Genomic DNA, 16,500 nt, shown 5'->3' with positions numbered 1-16,500 from the left:
CACAACGACGTGAGCTCGTAGGAGGTCGTGCCCGTGCGCCCCACCGACGCCCGCTCCCGCTCCACCGCCGCCAACTCCCGCTCCCGCTACCGCTCCGCTCCGCTCACCGCGCTCGTCGCGCTCGCGCTCGCCGCCACCGCCCTCAGTGCCTGCGGCTCCGGTTCCGGCAGCGACGCGAACACGGTGAAGGTGTCCTTCAAGCAGTCCACGGACAACTCGATCCATGTCACGGACGACTATCTCGCCGCGGTGAAGAAGCAGTTCGAGAAGGCGAACCCCGGCAAGAAGGTCCGGCTGATCCCCATCAAGGCGCCGGACTCCGAGTACTACACCAAGGTCCAGCAGATGCTGCGGTCCCCGAAGACCGCCCCGGACCTGGTCTACGAGGACACCTTCCTCATCAACTCGGACATCACCAGCGGCTACTTGAGGCCTCTCGACCCCTATCTGGCCAAGTGGAAGGACTGGGACCAGTTCATCGACACCGCGAAGACGGCGGCGCGGGCCGAGGACGGGAAGACGTACGGCGTCCCGGACGGCACCGACACCCGCGGCCTCTGGTTCGACAAGGGCATCTTCGAGAAGGCCGGGCTGCCGGTGGACTGGCAGCCGAAGACATGGGACGACGTGCTGGCCGCGGCGCGCGCGATCAAGCGGAAGGTTCCCGGTGTCACGCCCCTGAACGTCTACACGGGCAAGCCCGCCGGTGAGGCCGCCGCCATGCAGGGCTTCGAGATGCTCCTGTACGGCACGGGCGACGGCACGTCCGACCCGCTCTACGACAGGACGAGCAAGAAGTGGCGCACCGCGGGCCAGGGCTTCAAGGACGCGCTCGCTTTCGTCCGCACCGTCTACCAGGAGAAGTTGGGCCCGGACGTCTCCCAGGCCCTCGACCCCAACATCCAGACGATCGTCCGCGGTGAGCTGCTCCCCAAGGGGAAGTTGGGCATCGCGCTGGACGGATCCTGGCTGCCGCAGGACTGGTTGCCGGGCAGCGGGCACGAATGGCCGGACTGGTCCGAGAAGTTGGGCCTCGCCGCCATGCCCACCCAGCACGGGCAGGCCCCCGGCAAGGTGAGCGTGTCCGGCGGCTGGACCTGGTCGATCCCCGCGAAGGCGGGCAACCCCGACCTGGCGTTCAGGTTCATCGAGCAGATGCAGACGGAGGCGAACGCCCGCGCGTGGTACATCGCCAGCTCCGGTATCGCCGTCCGCAAGGACGTGGCCGCGGACCCTTCGTACGCGAGCGCACAGCCCGGGATCAAGTTCTTCACGGACCTGGTGAGCACGACGCACTACCGGCCGGCGTACCCCGCCTATCCCAAGGTCTCCACGGCCATCCAGGAGGCCATGGAGGGGGTGACGACGGGTGACGCGTCGGTGGAGAAGGCGGCGCGTGACTACGACGAGGCGCTCAAGGCGGCCACCGGCGACCAGGTGACCGGCCCATGAGTACCGCCCGACGAGGCGTGCGCGCACGCTCGTTGACGCGCGCGCTGCCGGTCGCCCCGGCGGTGGTCCTGCTGTTCCTGTTCCTGGCGGGCCCGATCGCGTACTGCGCGTACATCGCCTTCACGGACCTGCAGTTGACCGGGCAGGCCCACTCCTCCTTCGTCGGCTTCGCGAACTTCCGTACCGCGTTCCGGGACGAGGCGTTCCTCAACGCCGTATGGCTGACCCTGGTGTTCACGGTCCTGTCCTCGCTGGTGGGCCAGAACACGCTGGGCCTGGCCCTCGCCTCGCTCATGCGGCGCGCCTCGAAGCCGGTGCGCACGCTGACGGGCGGCATCGTGATCACGGCGTGGGTGCTGCCCGAAGTGGTCGCGGGGTTCCTGCTCTACGCGTTCTTCCGCCGGGAGGGCACCTTGAACGCGATCCTGGACTGGCTCCATCTCCCGCGCCAGAACTGGCTGTTCACGCTGCCGATCCTGGCGGTCTCGTTCGCGAACGTCTGGCGCGGCACGGCGTTCTCGATGCTGGTCTACTCGGCGGCGCTCGACGACATCCCGAAGGAGATCACGGAGGCGGTCGAAGTCGACGGCGCGTCAGGTCCGCGTCGGTTGTGGCACATCACGCTGCCGATGATCCGCCGCTCGATCGGCACGAACCTGATGCTCAACACCTTGCAGACGCTCTCGGTCTTCGGGCTGATCTGGGTGATGACCCGCGGTGGTCCGGGCAACAAGAGCCAGACGCTGCCGCTGTTCATGTACGAACAGGCCTTCCAGAACAGCATGATCGGCTATGGCACGGCGGTGGCGCTGCTGCTTCTGCTCGTCGGTTCGCTGTTCGCGCTCGTGTATCTGCGGCTGCTGCGTACGGAGGTGTGAGATGGCCTCCCCGCTCGCGTCCCGCCGTACCGGTCGCCGGCTGGCGGCCGACGCCGGACTCCTCGTCGTGGCGGCGGCGTTCGTGCTGCCGCTGGCCTGGGTGATCCTGTCCTCGGTGGATCCGCACGCGGATCTGCGGGTGAAGGCCCCCGACGGGCTCACCCTCGGCAACTTCACCGCCGTGCTGAAGCCGGACATCACGTTCACCCCGCTGCTCAACAGCCTTCTCCTGTGCGGCGGGGGAACCCTGCTGACGGTGGTGTGCGCGGCGCTGGCCGCCTACCCGCTCTCCCGCTTCCCCTCCCGCCTGAACCGGCCGTTCCTGCTGACCATCCTGTTCGCCACGAGTCTGCCGATCACCGCGATCATGGTGCCGGTGTACGCCCTGTACGTCCGGGTGAACCTGATCGACACCTTGCAGGGGACCGTCCTCTTCTTCGCGGCCTCCCAACTCCCCTTCGCCATCTGGCTGATGAAGAACTTCATGGACAGCGTGCCGAAGGAGCTGGAGGAGGCGGCGTGGACGGACGGCGCGAACTCGGCGCAGTCGCTGGTACGGATCGTGCTGCCGTTGATGGCACCGGGCGCGGCGGTGGTGACCGTCTTCTCGTTCGTGATGATGTGGGGGAACTTCTTCGTCCCCTTCATGCTGCTGCTCACCCCGGACCAGATGCCCGCGTCGGTGAGCATCAACGAGTTCTTCGGCAACCGCGGCATGGTCGCCTACGGTCAACTGGCCGCGTTCTCGGTCATCTACTCGACCCCGGTGATCCTGCTGTACGTCCTCATCGCACGACGACTGGGCGGGGGGTTCGCGCTGGGCGGGGCCATGAAGGGATGAGGACAGGCCCCCGGAAGCCCGAGACGCTCCGGAATCTCAGAAGCTCCAGAAGCTCTAGAAGACCGACTCCGTCTCGTCCATCCGGTCCTTGGGGACCGTCTTCAGCACGGTCACCGCCTCCGCCAGCGGCACCATCTCCACGTCCGTGCCGCGCAGCGCGGTCATCTTGCCGAACTCGCCGCGGTGCGCCGCCTCGATCGCGTGCCAGCCGAAGCGCGTGGCCAGCACCCTGTCGTACGCGGTCGGTGTGCCACCGCGCTGGATGTGGCCGAGGATGACCGGCCGGGCCTCCTTGCCGAGCCGTCTCTCCAGCTCGTAGGCCAGCGCGGTGCCGATGCCCTGGAAGCGCTCGTGGCCGTACTGGTCGATCTCGCCCTTGCCGTAGTCCATCGTGCCGTCGGCCGGGTGCGCGCCCTCGGCGACGCAGACCACCGCGAACTTCTTGCCGCGGGCGAAGCGTTCCTCGACCATCTTGACGAGATCGGTGGGGTCGAAGGGGCGCTCGGGCAGGCAGATGCCATGGGCACCGGCGGCCATGCCGGACTCCAGGGCGATCCAGCCCGCGTGCCGCCCCATGACCTCGACGACCATCACGCGCTGGTGGGACTCCGCGGTGGTCTTCAGCCGGTCCATGGCCTCGGTGGCCACGGTCACCGCGGTGTCGAAGCCGAAGGTGCGGTCCGTGGACGAGATGTCGTTGTCGATCGTCTTGGGGACGCCGACCACGGGCAGGCCCGCGTCCGACAGCATCCGCGCCGCCGTGAGCGTGCCCTCGCCGCCGATCGGGATCAGCGCGTCGATACCGAAGTCGCGGATCATGTCCGAGGCGTTCTCACAGGCCTCGCGGAGACGGTCGCGCTCCAGGCGTGAGGAGCCGAGGATGGTGCCGCCGCGGGCCAGGATGCCGCTGACCGCGTCGAGGTCGAGGCTTCGGTAGTGGCCGTCGAGCAGTCCTCGGTAGCCGTCCTCGAAGCCGATCACCTCGTCGCGGTAATGCGTGACCGCACGGTGCACCACTGACCGGATCACTGCGTTCAGGCCCGGACAGTCGCCGCCTGCGGTGAGTACTCCGATGCGCATCGTGCTGTTTCTCCTGCTCGCTGTGGATTTCGGTGACCCAGTCCGATTGTTTCACGGCAAGCGGCAGGTGGCGTGGGCTGACAACAGCCGCCCTGACGGGCGCCCTAACCAGCGCCAAGGGTATTGTCAAGAGGGTCCCACTCACCCGTATGGGGAGAATTTCCACGGGACCCACAACCCCATATGCACCGCATATACGCATCACCCCATACATGCATCCGGAATCGGTTTCGTGGAGTGCCTCGGGGGCCCGCCCGAGGCCTGCCACCCCGAGCGACGAAACGGAGATCACGCGTGACGCGCAGCGTGTACGTGACCGGGATCGACCGCGGCGACGGCCGCCAGGTCGTGGAGCTGGGAGTCATGGAGCTCCTGACCCGACAGGTCGACCGCGTGGGGGTCTTCCGGCCTCTCGTCCACGACGACGGGCCGGACCGTCTCTTCGAACTGCTGCGCGCCCGCTATCGGCTCTCCCAGGACCCGGCGACCGTCTACGGCCTCGGATACGAGGAGGCGTCCTCGCTGCAGGCGGAGCGGGGCACGGACGAACTGGTCGCGACGCTGGTCGACCGGTTCCACCGGGTGGCCCGCGACTACGACGTCGTCCTCGTCCTCGGCACCGACTACGCCGACACCCAGCTCCCCGACGAACTGGCCCTCAACGCCCGGCTCGCCAACGAGTTCGGGGCGGCCGTCATACCCGTGGTGGGCGGGCGCGGCCAGAGCGCCGAGTCGGTGCGCGCCGAGACGCGCAACGCCTACCGCGCGTACGCGGGCCTGGGCTGCGACGTCCTCGCCATGATCGTCAACCGGGTCGCCGCCGAGGACCGGGACAAGATCGCCGAGCGTCTGGACTCCCGGCTCCCGGTGCCCTGCCACGTCCTGCCCGACGAGCCCGCCCTCTCGGCCCCCACGATCGCCCAGATCACCCACGCCCTGGAAGCCAGGGTCGTGCTCGGCGACGACGCGGGCCTCGCGCGGGACGTGCTCGACTTCGTCTTCGGCGGCGCGATGCTGCCCACCCTCCTCGCCGCCCTGACCCCGGGCTGTCTGGTCGTGACCCCGGGCGACCGCGCGGACCTGGTCATCGGCTCGCTCGCCGCGCACAGCGCGGGCAACCCGCCGATCGCCGGGGTGCTCCTCACCCTGGACGAGGTGCCCGGCGAGGAGATCCTCGCCCTCGCCTCCCGGCTCGCCCCCGGCACCCCGGTGCTCTCCGTCCCCGGCAACAGCTTCCCCACCGCCGCCCGGCTCTTCGCCCTGGAGGGGAAGCTGAACGCGGCCACCCCGCGCAAGGCGGAACGGGCGCTCGGGCTCTTCGAGCGGTACGTCGACACCGCCGATCTCCTCACACGGGTGTCCGCGCCGAGCAGCGACCGGGTCACCCCGATGATGTTCGAGCACAAGCTGCTGGAGCAGGCCCGCTCCGCGCGGCGCCGGGTCGTGCTCCCGGAGGGCACCGAGGAGCGCGTGCTGCACGCGGCCGAGGTGCTGCTGCGCCGCGGCGTCTGCGACCTCACGCTGCTCGGGCCCGCCGACCGGATCCGCAAGAAGGCCGCGGACCTCGGCGTCGACATCGGCGACGCGCAGCTCATCGACCCGGCCACCTCCGAACTCCGCGACACCTTCGCCGGGAAGTACGCCGCACTGCGCGCCCACAAGGGCGTCACGGTGGAGCTGGCGTACGACGTGGTCGCCGATGTGAACTACTTCGGCACCCTGATGGTCCAGGAGGGTCTCGCCGACGGCATGGTCTCGGGGTCCGTGCACTCCACGGCCGCCACCATCCGGCCCGCCTTCGAGATCATCAAGACCCGGCCCGACGCGAAGATCGTCAGCTCGGTCTTCTTCATGTGCCTGGCCGACAAGGTGCTCGTCTACGGCGACTGCGCCGTGAACCCCGACCCGGACGCCGAGCAGCTCGCCGACATCGCCATCCAGTCGGCCGCCACCGCCGAGCGGTTCGGTGTCGAGCCGCGCATCGCGATGCTGTCGTACTCCACCGGTACCTCCGGCTTCGGCGCCGACGTCGACAAGGTGCGCGAGGCGACGGAGCTGGTGCGCCGGCGCCGTGACGACCTGAAGATCGAGGGCCCGATCCAGTACGACGCCGCCGTGGAGCCCACCGTCGCGGCGACCAAGCTGCCCGGCTCCGCGGTCGCGGGACAGGCGTCCGTACTGATCTTCCCGGACCTCAACACCGGCAACAACACCTACAAGGCCGTGCAGCGCTCGGCCGGCGCCATCGCCGTCGGCCCGGTCCTCCAGGGCCTGCGCAAGCCCGTCAACGACCTGTCCCGGGGCGCCCTCGTCCAGGACATCGTCAACACCGTCGCCATCACGGCGATCCAGGCCCAGGCACCGCAAGGGAAGGCGACCGCCCAGTGAGCCCGTTCCGCGTCCTCGTCCTCAACTCCGGCTCCTCGTCGGTGAAGTACCAGCTCCTGGACATGCGGGACCGCAGCCGTCTCGCCGTGGGTCTCGTCGAGCGCATCGGCGAGCAGACGTCCCGGATCACGCACACGGTGCCCGCCACGGGCGAGACCCGTGAGCAGAACGGGCCGATCGCCGACCACGAGACCGCTCTGAAGACCGTCGCGGAGGAGCTGGACCGGGACGGGCTCGGGCTCGACTCACCGGACCTGGCCGCCATCGGCCACCGCGTGGTGCACGGCGGCATGTTCTTCACCGAGCCCACCCTCATCGACGACGCCGTCATCACCGAGATCGAGCGGCTCGTCCCCGTCGCACCGCTGCACAACCCGGCCAACCTCACCGGCATCCGTACGGCCATGGCGCTGCGCCCCGATCTGCCGCAGGTCGCCGTCTTCGACACGGCGTTCCACACGACCATGCCGGAGTCCGCGGCGCGCTACGCCATCGACGCGCGGATCGCGGACCGCTACCGGGTGCGGCGGTACGGGTTCCACGGCACCTCGCACGCCTATGTGTCCCGGGCGACCGCCGCGCTGCTGGGCAAGCGGCCCGAGGACGTCAACGTCATCGTGCTGCACCTGGGCAACGGGGCGTCCGCCTCCGCGGTCAGGGGCGGCCGGTGCGTGGACACCTCCATGGGGCTCACCCCGCTGGAAGGCCTGGTGATGGGCACGCGGTCCGGCGATCTGGACCCGGCCGTCATCTTCCATCTGCAACGTGTCGGCGGAATGTCCATGGACGAGGTCGACACTCTCCTCAACAAGACGAGCGGTCTGTTCGGGCTGTGCGGGGACAACGACATGCGGGAGATCCTGCGCAGGATCGACGAAGGCGACGAGGAAGCGCGGCTCGCCTTCGACATCTACATCCATCGGCTGAGGAAATACATAGGCGCCTACTACGCGGTACTCGGCCGGGTGGACGCGGTCGTCTTCACCGCCGGGGTGGGCGAGAACGCGGCGCCGGTACGGCAGGCCGCCATCGCGGGCCTGGAGGGGCTGGGCCTGGCGGTGGACGGCGATCTGAACGCCGTACGCAGCGACGAGCCGCGGCTGGTCTCGCCCGCGTCCGCGCGGGTGGCGGTCGCGGTGGTGCCCACGGACGAGGAATGGGAGATCGCCACACAGACCTATGCGCTGATCGGAGGCGAGGGAGCCGATGAGAAGCGGAAAGGAAGCTGATCCGCAAGCCGATCGGAAGCCGACCGGAAAGGGAACTGACGTCTGAGCGACCGTCCGCCCATTTGTATCGCTCTGTTTGGCCCGTCAGACGGAATATTCCGAAGCGAAACAAACCGATAGGATCGCGCCATGCGCCGTTCGAAAATCGTCTGTACTCTCGGCCCCGCGGTCGACTCCCACGAAATGCTCGTCGCGCTGATCGAAGCCGGCATGAATGTCGCCCGCTTCAACTTCAGCCACGGCTCGCACGAAGAGCACCAAGGACGGTACGACCGCGTCCGTGGCGCGTCGGCGGAGACCGGCAGGGCCGTCGGTGTCCTCGCCGACCTCCAGGGTCCGAAGATCCGTCTGGAGACCTTCGCCGAGGGCCCGGTGGAACTGGTGCGCGGTGACGAGTTCGTCATCACCACCGAGGACGTGCCGGGCGACAAGTCGATCTGCGGGACGACGTACAAGGGACTGCCGGGCGATGTCTCCAAGGGCGACCAGGTCCTGATCAACGACGGCAACGTCGAGTTGAAGGTGCTGGACGTCGACGGCCCCCGGGTCAGGACGACCGTCGTCGAGGGCGGCATCATCTCCGACCACAAGGGCATCAACCTGCCCGGCGCGGCGGTGAACGTCCCGGCGCTGTCCGAGAAGGACATCGACGACCTGCGGTTCGCGCTGCGCATGGGCTGCGACATGGTCGCGCTCTCCTTCGTCCGCAACGCCGACGACGTCAAGGACGTCCACCGCGTCATGGACGAGGAGGGGCGCCGCGTCCCGGTCATCGCCAAGGTGGAGAAGCCGCAGGCGGTGGCGAACATGCGGGACGTCGTGATGGCGTTCGACGGGGTGATGGTCGCCCGCGGTGACCTGGCCGTCGAATACCCGCTGGAGAAGGTGCCGATGGTGCAGAAGCGGCTCATCGAACTGTGCCGCCGCAACGCCAAGCCGGTGATCGTGGCGACCCAGATGATGGAGTCGATGATCACCAACTCCCGTCCCACGCGCGCCGAGGCGTCCGATGTCGCCAACGCGATCCTGGACGGCGCCGACGCGGTCATGCTCTCGGCCGAGTCCTCCGTGGGCGCGTACCCGGTCGAGACGGTCAGGACGATGTCGAAGATCGTCGCCGCGGCCGAGGAGGAGCTGCTCTCCAAGGGCCTCCAGCCCCTCGTGCCGGGCAAGAAGCCGCGGACGCAAGGCGGTTCGGTGGCCCGTGCCGCGTGCGAGATCGCGGACTTCCTCGGCGGCAAGGGCCTGGTGGCCTTCACCAAGTCCGGTGACACCGCGCGGCGGCTCTCCCGCTACCGGGCGACACAGCCGGTCCTCGCCTTCACCACGGACGAATCGACGCGCAACCAGCTCACGTTGAGCTGGGGCGTGGAGCCGCACCTGGTGCCGTTCGTGAAGAGCACCGACGAGATGGTCGACCAGGTCGACCAGGAGCTGGTGAAGCTCAAGCGGTTCAACTCCGGTGACATCGTGGTCATCACGGCCGGTTCCCCGCCCGGCGTACCGGGCACCACCAACATGGTCCGCGTCCACCACCTGGGCGGCGAACACCACTGACGTAGGACGACCGTCGAGGGCGCCCCCTGTACGCAGGGGGCGCCCTCGACGGTGTACGGCTCCCGAACGGGCCTTGTCGGCTGCTCAGTTGGCGCCGGTGACGTACTGATGCATGCCGGGCAGATGCAGCGTGCCGCCGAACTGACCGGCCTGGGTGATCTTCACCTTCGTGAAGTAGATCAGCGGGATGTTCAGCGGCGGCGGGTTGTCCGGGCTGAACGTGACCGGGATCAGGCCGAACAGATTGCCCGAGATGCTCTCCGTGTACATCACGGTGTCGCCGTCGCGGATGGTCGACGTCGTGCCCTTCCCGGCCTGGACGTGGTACTTCAGGCCGCCGGGACCGTCGACGATCTGGTGCAGGTCACCGATGTCGGTGCCGCCCGAGACGACGTACTTCAGGGCCTTCTTGACGGTCCCGTTCGCCGTGCGGACCTGGACGACACCCTGGTAGTCGGCGTCCTTCAGCAGCAGCGAACTGGCCTCCAGGTGCCAGGGGTCGTCGGGCAGCGCCACGGTGTCCTCGACACCGCCCTCGTCGTCCGTGGCCACGGGGCACTCGTCCGCCGAGGGGCTCGCACTGTCGGACGGGCTCCGGGTCGCGGACGGGTCCGGGGTCGCGGACGGATCCGGCTGCCCGGGGTCGGCCGTCGGGCCGGGGGTCGCCTCGGCGTCCGTTCCGGGCCGCGGGTCCGGCGTGCCCGCCGTGTCCTTCGCGGTGTCGTCGGCCGTACCGGTGACGGTCCTCTCGGCGGGGTCCGCGACGGCCTTCGCGCCGTCCTCGGTCGCGCCGTCCTCGGTCGCGGTGGCGGAGGGGGACGGCTCGGGGGAGGCACTCTCCGACGGGGCGCCGCCGGGGGTGAGGGCGTCCTTGAGCGCGTTGCCGATGTCGTCCAGCAGGTTGCCGCCGCTCGCCGACGCGGAAGGGGTCGGATCCGGAGTCGGAGTGGGGGCCGCGTCGGGGGTGGGCGCGGTCTTGGCGCGCGCGCCCGCCTCCGCCGAGGGGACCGTGTCCGTCGCCCTCTTCGACGCCGCGTCAGGAGTGGCCGGGGCCTGGCCCGTGGTCGACGGGGCCTGGTCCGCCGTACCGGCGGAGGCCGACGTCTCGGGCGAGGCGGACGGCGACGGGGTGGTGGACGGGTCCGGGGAGTCCTTCGAACCGGCCAGGGCCTCCACGCAGTCCTGGTACTCGTCGGCGGTCAGGCTCCGGGCCGCCGGGTGGTCGTCGGCCGCGGCGAGCGTGGAGTTGAGTCCGAGGCCCATGAGGACCGCCGTCGGCATCGCGGCCAGGGCTATCGCCCGGCCCGCGGGCATATGGAATCTGGTGAACAGCGGCTTCCTCGGGGCCGCGTGGCGCGGCCCGGTTCTCACGCGGGACGTCTCCGCATCAGTCCCACGGGCCACCTCGTCAGCCGGCACTGTGCCTCCCGTTCGCCCCGTTCGCCGGGCTCGTTTCTGACAGATCGTTCGGCTCGCTCACCCCGTCCGCGGCTTCCTCGGGCGCGGTCCGGGGGGCTTCGCCCTGGGCGTCACCGGCCGACTCCACGGGCACGGCCGCGGGTCGGGCCTCGGGCTCGGGCTCGGGCTCGGGCTCGTACTTGGCTCCGCGCTCGTACTTGGCCTCGGGCTCGGGCTCGCCCGGTGCCCAGGCAACCGCCATCGCGCCGCCGATCAGGGCGAACAGGAAGCCGAACAGGAAGCCGCCGAAGTTGGAGACCGGGATGGACACCAACGCCAGGAGAATCGCCGCGACTCCCGCGAAGGTCCGTACATGCCGCTGGAACCAGAGGCTGATGCCCAGCACGATGAGCAGCACGCCGATGATGAGCGACCCTGCCCCCGCGGTGGTGGACATGGCGAGCGTGAGATGCCCGAACTGGAGGTTCGCATACGGGAAGTACATGATCGGGAAGCCGCCCAGCAGGACGAAGAGTCCGGCCCAGAACGGACGGGTGCCCCTCCAGTCACGGAACTTCCGCCGGATGACTCGGAGGTAGTGCTCGTTCTGCCCAGGCGACTCGGCGCTCATGGAAACAGCTCCCTGGAACGGTGTTGCTGTGAGACGTACTGGTGGTGCGAAAGGGGTGGGCGGGCGAGCCGGCCACAGGGCCGCTCACCCGCCCCGGGGTGCCTAGTAGCACTCCTTGGTGCCCGCGGACAGCGACATCTTCAGACCGCTGAGCTTGAAGGTGCCGGCGGTGGTCGCCCACGCCGTCTGCTTCACGTTCTTCAGCGTCGCCGACTCGGCCTGCTGGGCGAACCCGGCAGGGTTGGCCTGCTTGTTGTCGATCTCGCTCTGCTTCATCGCGGGGCCGGGGCCGTTCGCGAGTGCGCCGCCGGACACACCGATGTTGATGTTCTTGAACGTGGCGTCCGCGTTGAGGTCCTCGACATCGATGAAGAGATTCTCGGCCTTGACCGGCGTGCTGCCGCCGCCCGCCTTCAGCACCAGGCTCACCGAGCCGAGCACCGGGATGTTCGGCGTGACGACCGACTGGCACATGTTCTTGATCTTGGCCGTCTTGAACGCCGAGACCGCGACCGGGTGCAGGGCCTTCTCACCGGCGAGGGTGTACCCCTGGTCGATGGCCCCGTACTGCGAGAAGCCGTCACCGTCGAGCTGGTCAGCCGTCACCTTGAACGACTGGCCCGACACACTGAACGACGCGGCGAGAGCGCCCTGCGCGAGGGCGACACCTATCGCTGCCGTGGCGGCGACGCTGGGCACCATGACCACAGCGAACCGCTTCCATCTGGTCCCGCCACGCACCTGGGACTCCATATTTCCTCCTTCTCGGACGTACATCTCCTGACCCGGCTCGCTACCGGTCGGCGGCCCAGCCGGGCAGGGATGGGAGAAGTGCTACGTCCTCGGGAAGAAGAGCGCCGCGCTCGACGGCACGAACCGCGCCCGAATCACCGGCGATCACCCCCGAGCGACAACCACTGGTCGCGCCTGACACGCATCACGCACAACCTGTCGGACAGGCTCCGCCATGGCGGAGACCCCCCTGCCCAGGACCCGGTGTCACTGCCACCGGCTCCTGCTCGGTGGGGACCCACGACGTTCCGTCGACCCAACTGGCGGTCGGCGACGGTGATGGACCGAGCGTCGCCGATCGTGGTGCATTCTCGCCGCCCCCGCAAGGGGTCTCGTTACTCGCTAGTAACGGCCGGATAACCAAACAACGACTTGTCGGCATCGACCGACAACTCTTCGTAGCGGAACGGGAGATGACGTAACGGAAGAAGTGCGGACAGAAGCACGCAGGTCAACAGGCCCGAGTTACTACAAGTAACAGCGGCCGCGATTGCCAAGATTTGGCAAAGCGCGGCCGCGGTGTGCCTCCGTCGGCAATGCTCATACCCGGGCATCCCTCACCCGGGGGATGGTCGACGAGCCGGTCAGAACAAGGCCCTTGCGAGTGCGCGACGCGCCGCCGCCACCCGCGGGTCCTCGGCCCCGACCACCTCGAACAGCTCCAGCAGCCTCAGCCGTGCGGCGTTCCTGTCCTCGCCCGCCGTGCGCTGCACGGTCTCGATGAGCCGGCCGAACGCGTCCTCCACATGACCGCCCACCAGGTCCAGGTCCGCGGCGAGGATCTGCGCCGGTACGTCATCGGGCTTGTCCGCGGCGTCCTTGCGTACCTGCTGCGGGTCCATGCCCTGCACGCGCTTGAGCAACTCCGCCTGGGCCAGGCCCAGTTCGGCCTCCGTGTTGCCCGGGTCCTCGCTCAGTACGTTCTTGTACGCCTGGATCGCGCCGCCCAGGTCACCTGCGTCCAGAGCCCGTACGGCCGCTTCGAGCAGCGCGTCATGGGGACCCGCCGGGGGCTCGGGGGCCGCCTGGGCGCCGCCCGGCTCCGCGTCGGCGTCGACGGTCAGGCCGGTCAGACCGAAGCGCTGCTCGGCGACCTGGACGAGCTGGTCGAGGGTCTCGCGGACCTGCTGCTCGGGGGCGACCCCCTGGAAGAGCGGCAGTGCCTGCCCGGCGACGACGGCGAAGACGGCCGGGATCCCCTGGACCCCGAACTGCTGCATCAGCATCTGGTTGGCGTCGACGTCGATCTTGGCGAGCAGGAAGCGGCCGTTGTACTCGGTGGCCAGCCGCTCCAGGACCGGGCTCAGCTGCTTGCAGGGCTGACACCACTCGGCCCAGAAGTCGATGACGACGGGCACCTCGGTGGAGCGCTGGAGGACCTCACGCTCGAACCCCGCCTCATCGACGTCGATGACGAGATCGGCCGGGGAGACCGCTCCTCCCCCGCCCTGCCGGGCCGCTTCGGCGCGCGCCTGCTCCGCCTTCGCCTTGGCCTCTTGGGCGGCCTTCACCGCGGCGAGGTCGACGACTCCGCTCATGGACATGTTCCGTGGCTGCATGAGTACATCCTCCCCCTTCCGCGGGCCGCTGTGAAAAGCGCTGTGACGGCCGTGCCCGGCCGGTGCTCGGTCTGCGCCGGGTCCCCACCCGACGCGCGTGGCTGTCGCTCAGGCGTGCGTCAGTGTCGTCTTGACGCCACGCTTTCGCTACGGGTCGTAGCGTAACTCCCCTGAAGGGTCGCCGTACCCCCGCGGCCGGTGATCTCCCTCACCACTTCACACAACGCACAGATACGGCCCACCACACCGACGGATAAGGTCACCGCCATGCAGAGCCGCAGACCCGCCGCCCGAACGGGGCGCCCTCGCAGCGCCGCCGCGGACGCCGCGATCCTCGCGGCGACCCGGGAGGCGCTGGTCGAGCTGGGCTGGTCGAAGCTGACGCTGTCGGACGTGGCGACGCGTGCGGGGGTCGCGAAGACGACGCTCTACCGCCGCTGGGCGGGCAAGAACGAACTCGTGGTGGACGCGGTCGCGGAGCTGTTCGACGAACTGGAGCTGCCCGACCGGGGCAGCCTGGCCGCCGACATCGAGGGCGTGGTGCTGCAGTTCGCGGCGATCCTGGACCGCCCGGAGGCCAAGAGCGGACTGATGGCGGTGGTCGCCGAGTCGACCCGGGACGACGCCCTGCGCGCCCGTATCCGCACCTCGATCGTGGACCGGCAGAAGCGCCTGGTGATGGAGGGCAGGGTCCGCGCCCAGAAGCGTGGCGAACTCCCGGGAGACAACGACCCCGCGCAGGCGGCCCGCTCCGCGGACCTGATCTTTGACATGGTGGCGGGCGCGGTGGTGCACCGCACGCTGGTCAGCGCACGCCCGGCGGACGAGGCATGGGTACGCGACCTGACGCGGCTGCTGGTGCTGGGACTGGCAGGGGCGGCACGGGCCTCGTGACCGCGCCGCCCCAGCCGTTCGTGACGAGGGTCCAGAACCCGGCGGGAAGAGGTTCTAGAACCCGGCGGGCTCCGAGTACACCCCCCACTCGTCCCGCAGCGCCCCGCAGATCTCGCCGAGCGTCGCCTCCGCGCGGACCGCGTCCAGCATGGGCTCGATCATGTTCGAGCCGTCCCGCGCCGCGCTCAGCATCGCGTCCAGGGCCGCGCGCACGGCCGCGTCGTCGCGCGCCGCCCGCCGGTCCCCGAGCACCCGCACCTGCTCCCGCTCCACCTCATGACTGACCCGCAGGATCTCCAGATCGCCGGTGACCGACCCGGTGGCGACGTTGACGCCCACCACCCTCTTGTCGCCCTTCTCCAGCGCCTGCTGGTAGCGGAACGCGGACTCCGCTATCTCGCCCGTGAACCAGCCGTCCTCGATCCCGCGCAGGATGCCGGAGGTGATCGGCCCGATCGGATGCCGCCCGTCGGGGTGCGCCCGCAGACCGCGCTCCTTGATCTGCTCGAAGATCTTCTCGGCGTCGGCCTCGATCCGGTCCGTCAACTGCTCCACGTACCACGAACCGCCCAGCGGATCGGCCACGTTGGCAACGCCGGTCTCCTCCATGAGGACCTGCTGCGTGCGCAGCGCGATCTCCGCCGCCTGCTCGCTCGGCAGGGCCAGCGTCTCGTCGAGGGCGTTCGTGTGCAGGGAGTTCGTGCCGCCGAGCACCGCCGCCAGCGCCTCCACCGCCGTACGCACCACGTTGTTGTACGGCTGCTGCGCGGTCAGCGAGACCCCGGCGGTCTGCGTGTGGAAGCGCAGCCACTGCGCCTTCTCGCTCCGCGCGCCGTACACGTCCCGCATCCAGCGCGCCCAGATGCGGCGCGCGGCACGGAACTTGGCTATCTCCTCGAAGAAGTCGACGTGCGCGTCGAAGAAGAAGGACAGGCCGGGGGCGAAGACGTCCACGTCGAGACCGCGGCTGAGCCCCAGCTCCACGTATCCGAACCCGTCCGCCAGCGTGTACGCCAGCTCCTGCGCGGCCGTCGCGCCCGCCTCGCGGATGTGGTAGCCGGAGACGGACAGCGGCTTGTACGCGGGGATGCCGCTCGCGCAGTGCTCCATCAGGTCGCCGATGAGGCGCAGATGCGGCTCGGGCTGGAAGAGCCACTCCTTCTGGGCGATGTACTCCTTGAAGATGTCCGTCTGGAGCGTGCCGTTGAGGACGGCCGGGTCCACGCCCTGGCGCTCGGCGGCGACCAGGTACATGCAGAAGACGGGGACGGCGGGGCCACTGATCGTCATCGACGTCGTCACGTCGCCCAGCGGGATGTCCTTGAACAGGACCTCCATGTCGGCCGCCGAGTCGATCGCCACCCCGCAGTGCCCGACCTCGCCGAGCGAACGCGGGTCGTCGGAGTCACGGCCCATGAGGGTCGGCATGTCGAAGGCGACGCTCAGGCCGCCGCCGCCGGCCTCCAGGATCATCTTGTAGCGCTCGTTGGTCTGCTCGGCGTTGCCGAATCCGGCGAACTGCCGGATGGTCCACGTGCGCCCTCGGTAGCCGGTCGGATACAGACCGCGGGTGTAGGGGTACTCCCCCGGCCAGCCGATCCGCTCGAAGCCCTCGTACGTGTCCCCGGGCCGTGGTCCGTACACGGGCTCCACCGGGTCACCGGAGAGCGTCGTGAAGTCGGCCTCGCGCTTGCGCGAGGCGTCGTAACGGGCCTGCCAGCGACGGCGGCCCTCCTCGATGGCTTCAGCGTCCATACCCTCGAATTTACTAGGACGTCCAAGTAAATGTCGACGGGAGACC

At 69.4% G+C, this 16,500-nt stretch carries 13 protein-coding genes; 7 read left to right on the top strand and 6 right to left on the bottom strand.

Translation table 11 applies throughout. The features are described 5' to 3' along the window. Positions 1-33: 33 nt before the first annotated feature. The 3 genes from NGF19_RS05155 to NGF19_RS05145 are packed head-to-tail and all read left to right on the top strand — an operon-like array spanning position 34 to position 3,171. Positions 34-1,452 (top strand): extracellular solute-binding protein, encoded by a 1,419-nt coding sequence (locus NGF19_RS05155; protein WP_252422474.1) that lies wholly within the window; start codon positions 34-36, stop codon positions 1,450-1,452. Then, complete coding sequence (locus tag NGF19_RS05150) at positions 1,449-2,330, top strand: carbohydrate ABC transporter permease (protein ID WP_252422473.1); 882 nt, start codon at positions 1,449-1,451, stop codon at positions 2,328-2,330. Before NGF19_RS05155 ends, NGF19_RS05150 begins: the two co-directional genes overlap by 4 nt. A gap of 1 nt (position 2,331) precedes the next feature. Then, on the top strand, positions 2,332-3,171 hold the full coding sequence (locus NGF19_RS05145; protein WP_252422472.1) for a carbohydrate ABC transporter permease: 840 nt from the start codon (positions 2,332-2,334) through the stop codon (positions 3,169-3,171). 54 nt (positions 3,172-3,225) lie between these two features. On the opposite strand, the gene NGF19_RS05140 is transcribed toward NGF19_RS05145, so the two are convergent. Further along, the gene (locus NGF19_RS05140; RefSeq protein ID WP_252422471.1) at positions 3,226-4,251 is read right to left on the bottom strand and encodes an ATP-dependent 6-phosphofructokinase; all 1,026 of its coding nucleotides are present in this window, start codon (positions 4,249-4,251) and stop codon (positions 3,226-3,228) included. 294 nt (positions 4,252-4,545) lie between these two features. On the opposite strand from NGF19_RS05140, the gene pta reads away from it, so the two are divergent. The 3 genes from pta to pyk all read left to right on the top strand — a co-directional run bounded on the left by pta (position 4,546) and on the right by pyk (position 9,425). Then, positions 4,546-6,639, top strand: coding sequence for a phosphate acetyltransferase (gene pta, locus NGF19_RS05135; protein ID WP_252422470.1), 2,094 nt, complete (start codon positions 4,546-4,548; stop codon positions 6,637-6,639). After that, the gene (locus NGF19_RS05130; RefSeq protein WP_252422469.1) at positions 6,636-7,868 is read left to right on the top strand and encodes an acetate kinase; all 1,233 of its coding nucleotides are present in this window, start codon (positions 6,636-6,638) and stop codon (positions 7,866-7,868) included. Before pta ends, NGF19_RS05130 begins: the two co-directional genes overlap by 4 nt. Before the next feature lie 129 nt (positions 7,869-7,997). After that, positions 7,998-9,425 (top strand): pyruvate kinase, encoded by a 1,428-nt coding sequence (pyk, locus tag NGF19_RS05125; protein ID WP_252422467.1) that lies wholly within the window; start codon positions 7,998-8,000, stop codon positions 9,423-9,425. Positions 9,426-9,509: 84 nt separating this feature from the next. On the opposite strand, the gene NGF19_RS05120 is transcribed toward pyk, so the two are convergent. From NGF19_RS05120 to NGF19_RS05105, 4 genes are all read right to left on the bottom strand, one after another. Then, positions 9,510-10,796, bottom strand: coding sequence for a hypothetical protein (locus tag NGF19_RS05120; RefSeq protein WP_308288448.1), 1,287 nt, complete (start codon positions 10,794-10,796; stop codon positions 9,510-9,512). Positions 10,797-10,833: 37 nt separating this feature from the next. Further along, a complete protein-coding gene (locus NGF19_RS05115; protein WP_252422464.1) occupies positions 10,834-11,454 on the bottom strand; it encodes a DUF6114 domain-containing protein in 621 nt (206 codons plus the stop codon). Between the two features lie 102 nt (positions 11,455-11,556). Then, on the bottom strand, positions 11,557-12,207 hold the full coding sequence (locus NGF19_RS05110; protein WP_252422462.1) for a DUF6230 family protein: 651 nt from the start codon (positions 12,205-12,207) through the stop codon (positions 11,557-11,559). Positions 12,208-12,830: 623 nt separating this feature from the next. Continuing rightward, a complete protein-coding gene (locus NGF19_RS05105) occupies positions 12,831-13,805 on the bottom strand; it encodes a tetratricopeptide repeat protein (RefSeq protein ID WP_252422460.1) in 975 nt (324 codons plus the stop codon). 267 nt (positions 13,806-14,072) lie between these two features. Between NGF19_RS05105 and NGF19_RS05100 the strand changes: the two genes are divergently transcribed. Further along, positions 14,073-14,699, top strand: coding sequence for a TetR/AcrR family transcriptional regulator (locus NGF19_RS05100; RefSeq protein ID WP_252422458.1), 627 nt, complete (start codon positions 14,073-14,075; stop codon positions 14,697-14,699). A gap of 54 nt (positions 14,700-14,753) precedes the next feature. Here NGF19_RS05100 and icmA read toward each other — a convergent pair whose 3' ends face one another. Continuing rightward, entirely contained in the window at positions 14,754-16,454 is a 1,701-nt protein-coding gene (gene icmA / locus NGF19_RS05095; protein WP_252422456.1) for a coenzyme B12-dependent isobutyryl-CoA mutase large subunit, read from the bottom strand. Positions 16,455-16,500: the final 46 nt, after the last annotated feature.

The sequence above is a fragment of the Streptomyces macrolidinus genome, from assembly GCF_023887685.1.
Classification (GTDB): Bacteria; Actinomycetota; Actinomycetes; order Streptomycetales; family Streptomycetaceae; genus Streptomyces; species Streptomyces macrolidinus.
This window is presented reverse-complemented; position numbering and strand designations above follow the sequence as displayed.

Excerpts from the sequence above, each read along its gene's own strand:
- NGF19_RS05150 (WP_252422473.1), top strand. The coding sequence starts at position 1,449 with ATGAGTACCGCCCGACGAGGCGTGCGCGCACGCTCGTTGACGCGCGCG.
- NGF19_RS05145 (WP_252422472.1), top strand. The coding sequence starts at position 2,332 with ATGGCCTCCCCGCTCGCGTCCCGCCGTACCGGTCGCCGGCTGGCGGCC.
- NGF19_RS05140 (WP_252422471.1), bottom strand. The coding sequence starts at position 4,251 with ATGCGCATCGGAGTACTCACCGCAGGCGGCGACTGTCCGGGCCTGAAC.
- pyk (WP_252422467.1), top strand. The coding sequence starts at position 7,998 with ATGCGCCGTTCGAAAATCGTCTGTACTCTCGGCCCCGCGGTCGACTCC.
- NGF19_RS05115 (WP_252422464.1), bottom strand. The coding sequence starts at position 11,454 with ATGAGCGCCGAGTCGCCTGGGCAGAACGAGCACTACCTCCGAGTCATC.
- NGF19_RS05110 (WP_252422462.1), bottom strand. The coding sequence starts at position 12,207 with ATGGAGTCCCAGGTGCGTGGCGGGACCAGATGGAAGCGGTTCGCTGTG.
- NGF19_RS05105 (WP_252422460.1), bottom strand. The coding sequence starts at position 13,805 with ATGCAGCCACGGAACATGTCCATGAGCGGAGTCGTCGACCTCGCCGCG.
- NGF19_RS05100 (WP_252422458.1), top strand. The coding sequence starts at position 14,073 with ATGCAGAGCCGCAGACCCGCCGCCCGAACGGGGCGCCCTCGCAGCGCC.
- icmA (WP_252422456.1), bottom strand. The coding sequence starts at position 16,454 with ATGGACGCTGAAGCCATCGAGGAGGGCCGCCGTCGCTGGCAGGCCCGT.